15 protein-coding genes are annotated in these 14,674 nt (G+C 63.3%); 9 read left to right on the top strand and 6 right to left on the bottom strand.

Annotation, left to right across the window (positions count from 1 at the left end; genetic code table 11):
* Window positions 1-125 precede the first annotated feature (125 nt).
* Entirely contained in the window at window positions 126-1,325 is a 1,200-nt protein-coding gene (gene tyrS, locus A9513_RS23565) for a tyrosine--tRNA ligase (protein WP_024763553.1), read from the bottom strand.
* A 182-nt stretch (window positions 1,326-1,507) separates the two neighbouring features.
* Between tyrS and A9513_RS23560 the strand changes: the two genes are divergently transcribed.
* Together A9513_RS23560 and A9513_RS23555 are read left to right on the top strand one after the other, a co-directional pair.
* Complete coding sequence (locus A9513_RS23560) at window positions 1,508-2,953, top strand: peptidoglycan DD-metalloendopeptidase family protein (protein ID WP_065085719.1); 1,446 nt, start codon at window positions 1,508-1,510, stop codon at window positions 2,951-2,953.
* Window positions 2,954-2,956: 3 nt separating this feature from the next.
* Window positions 2,957-4,048 (top strand): anhydro-N-acetylmuramic acid kinase, encoded by a 1,092-nt coding sequence (locus A9513_RS23555; RefSeq protein ID WP_065085718.1) that lies wholly within the window; start codon window positions 2,957-2,959, stop codon window positions 4,046-4,048.
* A gap of 56 nt (window positions 4,049-4,104) precedes the next feature.
* Here the strand turns inward: A9513_RS23555 and erpA are convergent, their stop codons facing one another.
* Together erpA and argC are read right to left on the bottom strand one after the other, a co-directional pair.
* Window positions 4,105-4,455 (bottom strand): iron-sulfur cluster insertion protein ErpA, encoded by a 351-nt coding sequence (gene erpA / locus A9513_RS23550; RefSeq protein WP_024763556.1) that lies wholly within the window; start codon window positions 4,453-4,455, stop codon window positions 4,105-4,107.
* 135 nt (window positions 4,456-4,590) lie between these two features.
* Window positions 4,591-5,625, bottom strand: coding sequence for an N-acetyl-gamma-glutamyl-phosphate reductase (argC, locus tag A9513_RS23545; protein WP_045212607.1), 1,035 nt, complete (start codon window positions 5,623-5,625; stop codon window positions 4,591-4,593).
* A 259-nt stretch (window positions 5,626-5,884) separates the two neighbouring features.
* Here argC and hemJ point away from each other — a divergent pair, with 259 nt between their 5' ends.
* The 4 genes from hemJ to A9513_RS23525 all read left to right on the top strand — a co-directional run bounded on the left by hemJ (window position 5,885) and on the right by A9513_RS23525 (window position 9,345).
* Complete coding sequence (gene hemJ, locus A9513_RS23540; protein ID WP_065085717.1) at window positions 5,885-6,310, top strand: protoporphyrinogen oxidase HemJ; 426 nt, start codon at window positions 5,885-5,887, stop codon at window positions 6,308-6,310.
* Between the two features lie 19 nt (window positions 6,311-6,329).
* A complete protein-coding gene (locus tag A9513_RS23535) occupies window positions 6,330-7,298 on the top strand; it encodes a nitronate monooxygenase family protein (RefSeq protein ID WP_024763559.1) in 969 nt (322 codons plus the stop codon).
* Window positions 7,299-7,403: 105 nt separating this feature from the next.
* Window positions 7,404-8,501, top strand: a complete 1,098-nt coding sequence (locus A9513_RS23530) for a DUF805 domain-containing protein (RefSeq protein WP_065085716.1) — start codon at window positions 7,404-7,406, stop codon at window positions 8,499-8,501.
* Between the two features lie 55 nt (window positions 8,502-8,556).
* Window positions 8,557-9,345 carry an SDR family oxidoreductase gene (locus tag A9513_RS23525; protein ID WP_065085715.1) on the top strand — a complete coding sequence of 263 codons (789 nt, stop codon included), beginning with the start codon at window positions 8,557-8,559 and terminating at the stop codon, window positions 9,343-9,345.
* A gap of 6 nt (window positions 9,346-9,351) precedes the next feature.
* Here the strand turns inward: A9513_RS23525 and A9513_RS23520 are convergent, their stop codons facing one another.
* Window positions 9,352-10,833 carry an AAA family ATPase gene (locus A9513_RS23520; protein ID WP_065085714.1) on the bottom strand — a complete coding sequence of 494 codons (1,482 nt, stop codon included), beginning with the start codon at window positions 10,831-10,833 and terminating at the stop codon, window positions 9,352-9,354.
* A 93-nt stretch (window positions 10,834-10,926) separates the two neighbouring features.
* Between A9513_RS23520 and A9513_RS23515 the strand changes: the two genes are divergently transcribed.
* The gene (locus tag A9513_RS23515; protein WP_024763563.1) at window positions 10,927-11,265 is read left to right on the top strand and encodes a histidine triad nucleotide-binding protein; all 339 of its coding nucleotides are present in this window, start codon (window positions 10,927-10,929) and stop codon (window positions 11,263-11,265) included.
* A 102-nt stretch (window positions 11,266-11,367) separates the two neighbouring features.
* A complete protein-coding gene (coq7, locus tag A9513_RS23510) occupies window positions 11,368-12,015 on the top strand; it encodes a 2-polyprenyl-3-methyl-6-methoxy-1,4-benzoquinone monooxygenase (protein ID WP_024763564.1) in 648 nt (215 codons plus the stop codon).
* Window positions 12,016-12,192: 177 nt separating this feature from the next.
* Here coq7 and speD read toward each other — a convergent pair whose 3' ends face one another.
* On the bottom strand, window positions 12,193-12,987 hold the full coding sequence (gene speD / locus A9513_RS23505; RefSeq protein WP_024763565.1) for an adenosylmethionine decarboxylase: 795 nt from the start codon (window positions 12,985-12,987) through the stop codon (window positions 12,193-12,195).
* A 223-nt stretch (window positions 12,988-13,210) separates the two neighbouring features.
* Window positions 13,211-13,633 carry an OsmC family protein gene (locus A9513_RS23500; RefSeq protein WP_015475289.1) on the bottom strand — a complete coding sequence of 141 codons (423 nt, stop codon included), beginning with the start codon at window positions 13,631-13,633 and terminating at the stop codon, window positions 13,211-13,213.
* A gap of 374 nt (window positions 13,634-14,007) precedes the next feature.
* Between A9513_RS23500 and crp the strand changes: the two genes are divergently transcribed.
* Window positions 14,008-14,655, top strand: coding sequence for a cAMP-activated global transcriptional regulator CRP (crp, locus tag A9513_RS23495; RefSeq protein WP_024763566.1), 648 nt, complete (start codon window positions 14,008-14,010; stop codon window positions 14,653-14,655).
* Window positions 14,656-14,674 lie beyond the last annotated feature (19 nt).

The raw sequence follows: 14,674 nt of genomic DNA, 5'->3' as shown, positions 1-14,674 counted from the left end.
CACCACTCCCAACCTCTAATCTCTGCAAGTACTTGATTTTCAAGTTCTTTCAGCGCTTCGCCGCTGGGAGTGGTGCGCATTATAGGGAGTTTAAATTGGTCGTCAACGACTAATTTAAACTTTCTTCACTCAGCGACCAGGGAAACACGAGCGAAGGCCTTCTTGCCGGCCTGCAGCACGTGAGTAGCGCCGACTTTGAAGACAAAGCTGCGATCCACCACGTCGCCATCCACACGCACGCCACCAGAAGACAGCAGGTCGCGAGCGACTGCAGAGTTCTTCACCAGCCCTGCCTTATTAAGGACGGCACCGATGGGCAGGTCTTCTGCCGCCGCCACTTCCACTTCCGGCAGATCTTCCGGCAACTCGCCTTCCTTAAGACGGTTACCAGCGGACTTGTGCGCCGAAGCAGCAGCTTCTTCGCCATGGAAGCGAGCGACGATCTCTTCGGCCAGCTTGATCTTGATGTCACGCGGGTTGGCGCCAGCCTCTACATCCTTGCGGAAACCATCGATCTCCTCCATGGAGCGGAAGCTGAGCAGCTCGAAGTAACGCCACATCAAGGTGTCAGGAATGGAGACCAGCTTGCTGTACATGACACCCGGCGCTTCCTGGATACCGATGTAGTTGCCCAGGGACTTGGACATCTTCTTCACGCCATCCAGACCTTCAAGCAGCGGCATGGTCAGGATGCACTGCGGCTCCTGCTCATAGGCACGCTGGAGCTCGCGCCCCATCAGCAGGTTGAATTTCTGATCGGTGCCGCCGAGCTCGACGTCCGCCCGCAGCGCTACCGAGTCGTAGCCCTGAACCAGCGGGTAAAGGAACTCGTGAATGGCGATGGACTGGTTGCTGGCATAGCGTTTGCTAAAGTCATCGCGTTCCAGCATACGAGCAACGGTGTACTGGGAAGCCAGACGAATGAAATCAGCGGGGGAAAGCTGGTCCATCCAGGTGGAATTGAACGCCACCTCGGTCTTCGCGGGGTCGAGAATCTTGAAGACCTGGGCTTTGTACGTCTCGGCGTTGTCGAGAACCTGCTCGCGAGTGAGGGGTGGACGGGTAACACTCTTACCGCTCGGGTCACCGATCATCCCAGTGAAGTCGCCGATCAGGAAGATCACCTGATGGCCCAGCTCCTGGAATTGGCGCAGCTTATTAATAAGGACGGTATGCCCCAGGTGCAGGTCAGGAGCGGTCGGGTCGAAGCCGGCCTTGATACGCAGGGGCTGGCCGCGCTTGAGCTTTTCGATCAGCTCGGCCTCCACGAGAATTTCGTCTGCTCCGCGCTTGATCAGCGCCAGCTGCTCTTCGACCGACTTCATTGCAGTTTCCTGTACGTTGCGAATTGCGAAAGGGAACCAACGATACAAGAACAGGCACTAAAAACAAGTTTTGCCCAGCGCCAGAGGACAGGACGTCAGAAGCCCGACATCAGGGTTGCTTCAGAGGGAATTTGGTTATATTTTAGGCAGTTATTTCACATTCCAAAAACACCACTCACGCCATGACGCAATCCGATCAGAAAGCGCCGTACTACCCGAAGAGCCATCTGCTGGCCGCAAGCGGTGTAGCAGCGCTCCTCAGCCTGGCTCTGCTGGTGTTCCCCTCGGCCGAGGTCGAGGCGAAGAAGACCACGCTCAATCTCGAGCTGGAAAACGGCACCGAGCAGATTCTCCAGGAAAAAGACGACCTTCGACCCGCTCCGGTCACGGAAGACGGCAGCTCCTCCCCTTTCGCGCAGATAGAAGGGCAGCCCGACAACCAGAACAGCGCCGGAAAAGACGCAGAAAAGAAGAACGATCTCGCCGATTCGAACCAGCAACCCTCCCCCTCCGCTTCCGCAGAACCTGCGTGGAAAAGCGTGACCGTGGGCAAGGGCGACACTCTTTCCAACGTGTTCGCGAAGGCCGGCCTGCCGGCGAACGCCGTGCACGACATGCTTGCCGCCAACAAGGACGCCAAGCAGTTCACCCGTCTTGATGTCGGCCAGGACGTGGACTTCCTTATCGATTCCAAGGGCGAGTTGCAGGGCCTCAAGGTCAAGCGCAGCGATCTGGAGACCATCAGCCTGGCGAAGTCTGCCAAGGGCTATGACTTCAAGCGCGACCTGGTCAAACCTTCAGTCCACGCCAACTATGCCCACGGCCGCATCGACAGCTCGCTGTTCGTCGCAGGCCGCAACGCTGGGCTGTCTCACGACCTGATCATGTCGATGGCCAACGTCCTGGGCTACGACATCGACTTCGCCCAGGATATTCGCCAGGGTGACGAGTTCGACGTGATCTACGAATCCCAGCAGGTGAAGGGCAAGCAGGTCGGCACCGGCAGTATCCTCGCGGTGCGCTTCGTCAACCGCGGCAAGGAATACACCGCGGTGCGCTACACCAACAAGCAGGGCAACACCAGCTACCTGCGCGCGGATGGCAGCAGCATGCGCAAGGCGTTCATCCGCACCCCGGTGGACTTCGCCCGTATCAGTTCGCGCTTCTCTATTGGGCGCTTCCATCCCATCCTGAACAAGATTCGAGCACACAAGGGCGTGGACTACGCAGCGCCGATCGGCACCCCGATCAAGGCGACCGGCGACGGCAAGATCCTCGAAGCCGGCCGCAAGGGTGGCTACGGTAACGCCGTGGTGATCCAGCACGGCCAGCGCTATCGCACCGTTTACGGCCACATGAGCCGCTTCGCCAAGGGCATCCGCTCCGGCGTGGCAGTGAAGCAGGGCCAGATTATCGGTTACGTCGGCATGACCGGGCTGGCCACCGGCCCGCACCTGCATTACGAGTTCCAGGTCAACGGCCAGCACGTCGATCCGCTGAGTGCCAAGCTGCCGACCGCCGACCCGCTGACCGGTCCGGAGCGCAAGCGCTTCATGGCTCAGGCGCAACCGCTGATCGCGCGCATGGACCAGGAGAAGGCAACCTTCCTGGCCCTGAACAAGCGCTGATCGATGCCGCTCTATCTGGGGGTAATGTCCGGGACCAGTCTCGATGGACTGGACATCGCCCTGATCGAGCAAGGCGAGCAGACCACTCTGCTCGCCTCCCACTACCTTCCCATGCCTGCGGCGCTGCGTGCCGATCTCCTGGCACTCTGCTCTCCCGGCCCTGACGAAATCGCCCGCAGCGCTCTCGCGGAAAACCGCTGGGTGCGTCTCGCCGCACAAGGCATCAACGACCTCCTGGCTCGCGAGAATCTGGCCGCAAGCGCCGTTCGCGCGATTGGCAGCCACGGCCAGACCATTCGCCATGAACCGCACCTGGGCTTCACCGTGCAGATCGGCAACCCGGCGCTGCTCGCCGAGCTGAGCGGCATCGATGTGGTGGCCGACTTCCGTCGTCGTGACGTCGCCGCCGGCGGCCAGGGCGCACCGCTGGTGCCCGCTTTCCACCGCGCGCTGTTCGGCAGCGATGGCCGCGAGTGCGCCATCCTCAACGTGGGCGGCTTCAGCAACGTTTCGCTGCTGAGCCCCGGCGAACCGGTTCGCGGATTCGATTGCGGCCCCGGCAACGTGCTGCTGGATGCCTGGATTCAGGAGCAGCGCGGCGAAGCCTATGACCGTGACGGCGCCTGGGCTGCCAGCGGCAGCATCGATCAGGCGCTACTGCAGAAGATGCTGTCCGATGAGTTCTTTGCCGCGAAAGGCCCGAAGAGCACCGGACGCGAACGCTTCAACCTGAATTGGCTGAACGCGGTCCTGGCCAAGCACGACCCGGTCAAGGACGAAGATGTACAGGCGACCCTGCTGGAGCTGACCGCGCAAAGCATCGCCGCAGCGCTGCTGGAAGCGCAGCCCGGCTGCGAGGAAGTAGTGGTTTGCGGCGGGGGCGCCTTCAACGTCACGTTGATGCAGCGTCTGGCCGCCCATATGCCCGGCGCCAGCGTGATCAGCAGCATCGACCGCGGCGTGCCGCCAGAGTGGATGGAGGCCATGGCGTTCGCCTGGCTGGCCCACCGCTTCCTGGAGCGTGAGCCTGGCAACTGCCCGGAAGTCACGGCCGCACAAGGTCCTCGAATCCTAGGCGCGCTCTACCCCGCCTGAACCCATCCACAAACAAAAACGCCGCGCATCGGCGCGGCGTTTTCGCTTTTACGGCATCAGATCGAGAAGGACTGACCGCAGCCGCAGGTGGTCGCTGCGTTCGGGTTCTTGATGACGAACCGCGAACCTTCGAGACCTTCCTGGTAGTCCACTTCCGCACCGGCGAGATACTGGAAGCTCATCGGATCGACCACGAGGTTGACGCCGTCGCGCTCGACGATGGTGTCGTCCTCCGCGGTGTCTTCATCGAAGGTGAACCCGTACTGGAAGCCCGAACAGCCACCGCCCGTGACGAAAACCCGCAGCTTGAGGCGCGGATTGCCTTCTTCGTCGATCAGGTTCTTCACCTTGTTCGCAGCGCCTTGCGAGAACATCAGCGGAGTGGGGGTGAAGGTTTCGATGGTCATGGTGACAACTCTCCCGGCCGAAGCCGTACGTTACAACATTGCGGACTATTATCCGCTTACCCCAGAAAAACGGTCAACTAATCCGACTCATCCATTGGTCCAGATCAATCGACCGCCTTCCAGGGCAATCTTTCCTTACGGCAGCAGCGCGACGTTGGACAGGCCCAGGTGCTCGTCCAGACCGAAGAGGATGTTCATGTTCTGGATCGCCTGGCCGGACGCGCCCTTCACCAGGTTGTCGATGACCGACAGGATCACCACCAGGTCGCCGCCCTGGGGACGGTGCACCGCGATGCGGCAGACGTTGGCGCCACGCACGCTGCGGGTTTCCGGATGGCTGCCGGCGGGCATCACGTCGACGAACGGCTCATTGGCGTAACGCTCTTCATAGAGCTTCTGCAGATCGACACCACGGTCAGCGACGCGTGCGTAAAGCGTCGCATGGATGCCGCGGATCATCGGGGTCAGGTGCGGCACGAAGGTCAGGCCGACATCGCCCTTGGCCGCGCGACGCAGGCCCTGGCTGATTTCCGGCAAGTGCCGGTGACCTTTCACCGAGTACGCCATCATGCTTTCGCCGGCCTCGCAGAACAGCGAGCCGACCTTGGCGCCACGACCGGCGCCGCTGACACCGGACTTGCAGTCGGCGATCAGCTGGCTGGCGTCGGCCAGGCCGTTCTCCAGCAGCGGAATGAAGCCGAGTTGAGTGGCAGTCGGGTAGCAGCCGGGAACGGCGATCAGGCGTGCGGACTTGATGGCCTCACGATTCACTTCCGGCAAGCCGTAGACGGCCTCGGGCAGCAGCTCCGGCGCGCCGTGCGGCTGGCCGTACCACTTGGCCCACTCCTCGGCGTCCTGCAGGCGGAAGTCCGCGGACAGGTCGATCACCCGGGTACCGGTGGCCAGCAGTTCGCCGGCCAGCGCGTGGGCCACGCCATGGGGAGTAGCGAAGAACACCACGTCGCACTCGCCCAGACGTTTCACGTCCGGCACGCTGAAGGCCAGGCCGTCGTAGTGGCCTCGCAGGTTCGGGTACATGTCGGCGACTTTCACGCCCTCCTCGGAGCGCGAGGTGATCACCTCGACGCGCGCCTGGGGATGCTGTGCCAGCAGGCGCAGCAGTTCCACGCCCGTATAACCCGTACCGCCTACGATACCGACCTTGATCATCTGCCTGTCACTCCACCTATGGGGCCAAATTCAGGGGCAGTCATGATATGAGCCACCGCCCCCGCTGAACAGAGCGAATCCGCCTGAATTGAGGGTACGCGGCGCAAGAGTTTCCGCTTTCCGATCAGGGGCCTGATCGGCGCCTGGCGATACCGATTACCGCAGTCGAACGAACTTTCCCACACTGCAGCCGCCACAGGGATGACGGCATTGCACGGCGCCACTACTATCGGCTCAACCGTGATCCGAGGACGTCCCGATGCTTTACCTGTGGTTGAAAGCCTTTCACATCATTGCCGTAGTCTGCTGGTTCGCCGGCCTCTTCTATCTCCCGCGCCTGTTCGTCTACCACGCCATGAGCGAGGACGCCGCCAGCCGCGAACGCTTCTGCGTCATGGAGCGCAAGCTGTACCGCGGCATCATGGGCCCGTCGATGATCCTCACCATCGTCCTCGGTGCCTGGATGCTCTATCTCAACCCCGCCTGGCTGACCCAGGGCTGGATGCACGCCAAGCTCACGCTGGTGGTGCTGCTGATCGGCTACCACCACGCCTGCGGCGCCATGCTCAAGCGCTTCGCGCGTGGCGAGAACGGGCGCAGCCATGTGTTCTACCGCTGGTTCAACGAAGTGCCGGTACTGTTCCTGATCGCCATCGTGATCCTGGTGGTCGTCAAACCCTTCTGATCCCGACAAGGAGACTGTCATGTCCCTGCCCGCCCTGCTCGACCGCCGCCTGCGCATTCCCCTGGTGGCGGCACCGATGTTCCTGGTCTCCACCCCGCAACTGGTGCTGGCGTGCTGCAAGAGCGGCATCGTCGGCAGTTTCCCCGCACTGAACCAGCGCGAGAGCAGCGGTTTCAAGGCCTGGCTGGAAGAGATCGAAGCCGGGCTGGCAGCCGACCCGCAGGCAGCGCCCTATGCGGTCAACCTGATCGTCCACAACACCAATCCGCGCCTGCAGGCCGACCTGAAACTGTGCGTCGAGCACAAGGTGCCCATCGTGATCACCAGCCTGGGCGCGGTGCGCGAGGTGGTCGACGCCGTGCACAGCTATGGCGGCCTGGTGTTCCATGACGTCACCACCCGTCGCCACGCCGAGAAGGCGGCGGAAGCTGGGGTCGACGGCTTGATCGCGGTGGCCGCAGGCGCCGGCGGCCATGCCGGTACCTGGAGCCCCTTCGCGCTGGTCGCGGAGATTCGCCAGTTCTTCGACAAGACCCTGCTGCTGGCCGGCTGCATCAACCATGGCCACGAGATCCTTGCCGCCCAGGTGCTGGGCGCCGACCTCGCCTACCTCGGCACCCGCTTCATCGCCACCCGCGAAAGCGCGGCCTCGGAGGCCTACAAGCACATGCTGCTCGACGCCCGCGCCGCCGATATCATCCACACCCCTGCCGTTTCCGGCGTACCGGCCAGCTTCATGCGCCAGAGTCTGGAGGCTGCCGGCTTCGACATGCAGCGGTTGAATGACAAGGGCGCGCTCAACTACGGCGAGAAACTCAAGCCGGTGAGCGACGAGGCCAAGGCCTGGAAGACCGTGTGGTCCGCCGGCCAGGGCGTCGGCGATATCCGCGACCTGCCGGCCGTGGGCGAGCTGATCGCGCGCCTGGACCATGAATACCGCCAGGCCCTGACCCGCAGCGCCGGCCTGTCCAACCAACTGCTGGTCTGAGCTGCGGCACCGCTCACGAGATATCCGCCGAGGCCGCTTGTTGGCCTTCGGCGGCCCGATTACGCTGTAGCGATTCCAACATAGCCAGAAGACAAGGATGCCCCTATGGACCAATCCCGCTTCAAGATCGTGTTCGACGGCGCGCTGATGCCCCAGACGCCACTGGAGACCGCCAAGGAAAACCTCGCCCGCCTGTTCAAGAGCGATGCCGCGAAGATCGAAGCGCTGTTCAGCGGCCAGCCGGTCGTGCTCAAGCGCGACCTGTCCGGCGACGAGGCCGACAAGTACTTGCGCGCGCTCCATGGCGCTGGTGCCAACGCCCGCAAGGAAGCCGAAGGCGTCGCGGGCCTCAGCCTGGTGGAAACCGATGACCACCCCAGCGAAGCGACCCTGGCCGCCCGCGCGGCCGGTGAAGCGGCCAGCAACGAGCGGATGACCTGCCCCAAGTGCGGGCATGAGCAAGCCAGCGCCATCGAGTGCAGTGCCTGCGGCATCGTCATCGAGAAATACCTGGCGCGCCAGGCTGAGCTCGCAGCCAACCCGGCCCCCACCGCGGCGCCCCCCACTCCGAACACCGCAACATCGCCCTATGCGCCGCCCCAGGCACAGGTTGGCGACGACCTGCCAGAATTCGGCGAGCTGAAAGTCCGTAGCCTGTCCGGCCGAATCGGCCGCGTGCGCTACCTTGGCTGGTCAGCGGCACTGTCCTTCATCGTTTTCGGCGCCTACCTGGTCGCCAGCCTGCTGATGGCCGTTTCGCTGCCCCTGGGCGTAGCCGCCATTGCCGCGGTGGTCATTGCCGCCATGGTCTTCAGCGTGCCGATCGGCGTGCAGCGCCTGCATGACTTGGGCTGGTCCGGCTGGCTCTGGCTCGCGCTGCTGGTGCCTTTCGTCAACGTGGTCCTCAGCCTGCTGCTGCTGTTCATGCCCGGCGAGCAGTCCGCCAACCGCTTCGGTCCGCCGCCGCCGCCCAACAGCACCGGCGTCAAGGTCCTGGCCTTCTCCTGGCTGCTGTTCCCGGTGTTTGGCGGTATCCTCGCCGCCATCGCGATCCCGGCCTACCAAAGCTACATCGAGCGCGCCCAGGCTGCGCAGGCGCAGTCCCAGCAGGGCGACGCAGCTGCCGACCCGGCAGCCACCGCGGAGCCCTCCGACGGCGACTTCAGCAGTGGCGACACCGAAGGCGGCGACTCGGATCAGTAATGCAACAACCCGTGGCGGGCGTGGTCGAACGCCACCCCGCCACAGAGACTCCTGAATGCCTCGTTTTGCCCTCATCACCGGCGCCTCCAGCGGTATCGGCCTGGCCCTGGCCGAAGCCCTCGCACGTCGCGGCCAGGCGCTGATCCTGGTGGCGCGCAAGCGCGACGCGCTGGACAGCATCGCCTGCGAACTGTCCCAGCGTTTCGGGGTGGAGGTGCTATTCCGCGTCTGCGACCTCTCCGAACCGCTGCAGATATCCGGACTGCTCCACGAGTTGGAACAGAGCGGGCGGCAGATCGAACTGCTGGTGAACAACGCCGGTGTCGGCACCTCCGGCACCTTCATCGACCAGGACTGGTCCCGCGAGCAGGAGCTGCTGGAGCTCAATGTGCTGGCCCTGGCGCGCCTGTGCCACGGCATCGGAGCGATGATGGAGCGCAGCGGCGGCGGGCGGATTCTCAACGTCGCCTCCATGGCGAGCCTCCTGCCCGGCCCCTGGATGAGCAGCTACTACGCCAGCAAGGCGTTCGTGCTGCACTTCTCCGAGGGGTTGCGCGAGGAGCTCAAAAGCCGTGGCATCAAGGTTTCCGTGCTCTGCCCAGGCCCAACCCGCACGGCGTTCTACCGCAACGCCGACATGCGCCTGGGCAAGCTCGACAATGGCAAGCGGATCATGTCGCCCGAGGAAGTCGCCTTCCTCGCGGTGAAGGCACTGCGCCGCGCACCGGCGATCATCATCCCCGGCTGGCGCAACCGACTCTTCGCCTGCGCGGTGCGCCTGCTGCCGCGCTGGGCCCTGCGCAAGCTGGCCGGCCGAGTCAATCGCCTGGCCCTGGCCAGCTAGCCAGGTTCAGTCCGCGCGCACCGTGCGGCCATCGGCCCACGCGCGCAGGGCTGCCAACTCCTCAGCCATCACCACCGACAGCGGCGCGGTGCGGCGGATTTCCTCCAGCAGCAACGCCTGGTCCACGGACTTCTGCCGAGCCTGCGCGGCATAGAACGCGCCGACGACTGCCTGCTCGATCTCCGCACCGGAGAATCCCTCGGTGGCAGCGGCCAGCTCGCCCAGTTCGAACTGGGCGGCGTCCAATTCACGACGCTGCAGATGGATGCGGAAGATATCCTGGCGTACCTCGTCGTCCGGCAGGTCGACGAAGAACAGCTCGTCGAAGCGCCCCTTGCGCACCAGTTCCGGCGGCAGGCGCTCGATGGCGTTGGCGGTGGCGACCATGAATACCGGCGCCTTGCGCTCGGCCATCCAGGTCAACAACGTGGCCAGAACGCGCTGGCTGACGCCATTATCCTGATCTCCGGTAGCCACGCCTTTTTCGATTTCGTCCGCCCAGAGCACGCAGGGCGCCATGCTGTCCGCGAGGCGCAACGCCTCGCGCAGGTTACGCTCGGTCTCACCGAAGTACTTGTTGTAGAGGCTGCCGAAGTCCAGGCGCAGCAGTGGCAGGCCCCAAAGGCCGGCGATTGCCTTGGCCGCCAGGCTCTTGCCGCCACCCTGCACCCCCACCAGCAGCACGCCCTTGGGCAGGTCCTTGTCCTTGCCCTCGGTGAACGCGCTCTGCCGCTCGCCCAGCCAGCGCTTGAGGCTGGCCAGCCCGCCCACTTCAGCGAAACGCGCGGTATTGTGCTCGAAGCTGAGCACGCCATCGAGGTTGAGCAGCTCGAACTTGGTGCGGTTGAGCTCCGGCAGGTCTTCCTGGGTGATCGCCCCGTCATTGCAGATCACGCTGCGCGCCAGCAGCCGCGCCTCACCGTGAGTGAGTCCGCGAAGGTTCTTCACCACCTGGCGCAGCGTGCGGTTGTCCGTACGTACCCGCGCGCCCCGGTTACGCTCGCTCCAGCGGGTCGCTTCCTCGCGGACCAGCCCCACCAGTTCATCCTCGGACGGCAACGATAGGGCAAAGCGCGCCGCGAAGCGCTGGACCTCGGCGGGCAGCTTCAGTGCATGGGAAACCAGCACCACCGTGGGGCGGAAATTCCCCTCGGCCATGGCGATCTCCTTGAGCAGGCGCACGGCACGCGGGTTGTCCGCCAGATAGGGATGCAGATCGCAGAGCACATAGAGGTTCGGCTGCGGATCGGCCTTGATCAGCCGCAGGGCATTCTCCGCCTCGCGGCTGTCGTCCTCGCCCAAGGGCTCGCCGCCGAACCCCAGGCGCTGCAAGCCTTCGGTCGCCGACCAGAATTGCAAGTTGAGCCCGCGCCGTACCGCCAGGCCGGTCAGGGTTTCCAGGACCCTGGGCTCGTCCCAGGATTCGATCACGATCAGTTTGACCCTGGAGTCGAGCACCAGGCCCAGGTCATGGATATCGTTCTGCACGCTCGCTCCTTGCGCTGGCCGGCCCGGAACTGGGCGCGGCGGTCGACGGCCGCTAAACTGCTGCTCCTGCCCATATGACTGGAGGTGCATTTCGTGGACTGTCTGTTCTGCAAGATCGTCGCCGGGGAAATTCCCGCGCGCAAGCTCTATGAGGATGACCAGGTCATCGCCTTCCACGACATCGGCCCGCAGGCGCCCGTGCATTTCCTGGTGATCCCGAAGAAGCACGTCTCCACCCTCAATGACCTGACCGAGGCAGACAAGCCGTTGGCCGGGCACATCCTTTTCACCGCCCAGCGGCTGGCAAAGGAGCAGGGTTGCGACGAGGGCTTCCGCGTGGTGATGAACTGCAACGACCTGGGCGGCCAGACCGTGCACCACATCCACATGCATGTGCTGGGTCAGCGCCAGATGCACTGGCCGCCGGGTTGATCGGCGCCCCGTCGATAAAAGGAAGCTGCACGCACCTCGGCAAGACCTGTCATCCGCCATCCGGTAAACTGCCGGGCGAATGTTCCTACTCGGAGGTGCGCCATGTCCGCCGACCGTCACTACTCTCCCGCCGACCGCTTCCTGCTGCAGGCCGATGCTGCACTGCGCACCCTGCTGCCGTTCAGCGGTCATCCGGGGCGCCCGTCCCCTGCCATCGTCCAGCCCGACGCCGAGCTCAGCGAGACTGATGCCCGCCACGTGGCCGGTCTGATGCGCATCAACCACACCGGCGAAGTCTGCGCCCAGGCGCTGTACCAGGGCCAGGCGCTGACCGCCAAGCTGCCGAAGGTACGCAAGGCCATGGAGGAAGCGGCCGACGAAGAGGTCGACCATCTTGCCTGGTGTGAGCAGCGCATCCGTGAACTGGGCAGTCGTCCGAGTGTGCTCAACCCGCTCTTCTACGGGCTGTCCTTCGGCGTCGGCGCCGCCGCCGGGCTGATCAGCGACCGCGTCAGCCTGGGCTTCGTCGCCGCCACCGAAGACCAGGTGTGCAAGCATCTGGACGAACACCTGGCGGAAATCCCCGCCGAGGACCAGAAGTCCCGCGCCATCCTCGAGCAGATGCGCGAGGACGAGGAGCACCACGCCACCAGCGCCATCGAGGCTGGCGGCCTGCGCTTCCCGGCGCCGGTGAAGTTCGGCATGACGCTGCTGTCCAAGGTGATGACCAAGTCCACCTACCGGATCTGATCCGGCCGGCAACGAAAAAAGGGGCGCCCAGTGGGCGCCCCTTTTTCGTTTCTACTATCGAGCGTTACGAGCGCAGGGGAGACAAGGCGGAAAGTCGGTATGAAAGCGGAGTCTGCTTGAGCAAATGAGCATTTCAGCCCGGCCTTTCAATGCCGTATCTCCAGCGCAGTAGCTCGATCAGCGCGGCATGTTACGCGCGTAGAAGATCTCCAGCATCTCGTGCCGGACACGCTCTTCCACCTGCTTGCGCTGCTCGGGCGAGAGATTGCTCGTGGCATCGCCGAACAGGTAGTTGTCCAGGTCGAACTCCTTGAGCAGCATCTTGGTGTGGAACAGGTTCTCCTGGTACACGTTCACGTCGGTCATCTGATAGGCCTCGTACGTGTCGTCGGAGAGGTAGTTCTGGATCGAGTTGATCTCGTGGTCGATGAAGTGCTTCCGGCCTTCCACGTCACGGGTGAAACCGCGCACGCGGTAATCCACGGTGACGATGTCCGAGTCGAACTGGTGGATGAGGTAGTTGAGCGCCTTGAGCGGCGAGATGACGCCGCAGGTCGACACATCGATATCCACACGGAAGGTCGCGATGCCTTCCACCGGATGAATCTCCGGATAGGTGTGCACGGTGATATGGCTCTTGTCGAGGTGCGCCAGGATGGTTTCCGGTAGCGGCCCCGGGGATTCCTCGATCTGGCTGTCGGTCGGGGTGACCGGCTGCTCGGAGATCAGGATGGTTACGCTGGCGCCTTGCGGATCGTAATCCTGACGGGCGATGTTCAGGATGTTTGCGCCAATGATGTCGACAACATCGGTGAGGATCTGCGTGAGACGCTCGGCATCGTACTCTTCGTCGATGTACTGCACGTAGGCCTGCTGGTCTTCAGGCGTCTCGGCGTAGCAGATGTCATAGATGTTGAAGCTCAAGGTCTTCGTCAGGTTGTTGAACCCGTGGAGCTTGAGTTTGCTTTTCACCGTGGGAGAACTCTCATCAAATGCGGCTCTGCCGCGTGGTTGAGCATGCCCGTCAGATGCGTACGGCGCACCTGCGTAGGACGGTTTACACCTCTTCGCGATGGCGATTGTGGTTTCTGGTTTCGGGCGGAAGGCCCTGAAAAAAGGTGGCGCATTATGCAGAGGTCAGGCGACCTCTGCCAGAATTTGCGCACCCTTGATGATGAAAGGATGAAGGAAGCTGTCAGCCCAGTTCCACTATTTCGTAATCGTGGGTGATCTCCACGCCGGCGCGGCCGAGCATGATCGAGGCGGAGCAGTATTTCTCGGCCGACAGTTCGACCGCACGCTTGACCTGCGCTTCCTTCAGACCACGGCCCTTGACCACGAAATGCACGTGGATCTTGGTGAACACCTTCGGGTCTTCGTCGGCGCGCTCGGCTTCGAGGAAGGCCTCACAGCTCTCCACCGGCTGACGGCCTTTCTTCAGGATGCTGACCACATCGAAGTTGGTGCAGCCACCGAGGCCAAGCAGCAGCATTTCCATCGGACGCACACCCAGGTTGCGGCCGCCGGCGTCCGGCGGGCCGTCCATTACCACCACGTGGCCGCTGCCGGATTCACCGAGGAACATGGCCTCGCCCGCCCACTGGATTCGCGCTTTCATTGCAAAGGACTCCGCCGGAAAAAAGGGGCGTTAGCTTAACACAGCCCTCTAGCACGCCCACCGGGGCCTGCGGCTGTTACCCAGGTCTCATTTCCACACGGCGAGTATGCATTTATCACTTAAGCTGGCGCCGGTTTACTGGCACACTCTAGGAAATTGCCCGCACGAATGTTCCAGCTTTCCGATTGTTGGTAACACGTCGTCTGTTAAGCTCTTGCGGATTTACGTACGCGCAAGAATGCTCAGCAAGGCAATCTGCCGCCCTGCGGATCGAGGGGGATCGAGCCAGGGACGCACGGCACTACAGCTGGTCATAAAAAATCATTAGCGCCTGTTGTGCAAAGGCCACTCTTTATTCTTTCCGGGACTCGGGCATGGTAGCTATTACCCTCACACCCAAAATCAAGAACCTCGACAAGTTGCTCGCGCATTGTCATCGCCGCCGCTTCACCGCCAAGAGCACCATCATCTACGCCGGGGACCGCTGCGAGAGCCTGTTCTTCATCATCAAAGGGTCGGTCACTGTCCTGATCGAGGACGACGATGGCCGCGAGATGATCATCGGGTACCTCAACACCGGCGATTTCTTCGGGGAGATGGGGCTCTTCGAGAAGGAAGGCAGCACCGGCCAGGAGCGCAGCGCCTGGATCCGCGCCAAGACCGAATGCGAAGTCGCCGAGATCAGCTACGCGAAATTCCGCGAACTGAGCCAGCAGGATCCGGAGATTCTCTTCACCCTGGGCAGCCAGATGGCCGATCGCCTGCGCAAGACCACGCGCAAGGTCGGCGACCTGGCCTTCCTCGATGTCACCGGCCGCGTCGCCCGCACCCTGCTGGACCTGTGCCAGCAGCCCGACGCCATGACCCACCCGGACGGCATGCAGATCAAGATCACCCGCCAGGAGATCGGCCGCATCGTCGGCTGCTCCCGCGAGATGGTCGGCCGCGTGCTCAAGAGCCTGGAGGAACAGGGCCTGGTGCATGTGAAAGGCAAGACCATGGTGGTCTTCGGCACCCGCTGAAGCATCCCCAGAACGCAAA

This window comes from Pseudomonas sp. AU12215 (assembly GCF_001675465.2).
In the GTDB taxonomy this organism is placed as follows: Bacteria; Pseudomonadota; Gammaproteobacteria; order Pseudomonadales; family Pseudomonadaceae; genus Pseudomonas; species Pseudomonas nitroreducens.
The sequence above is the reverse complement of the archived record's forward strand: the minus strand, read 5'-3'. Positions and strand labels throughout refer to the sequence as shown.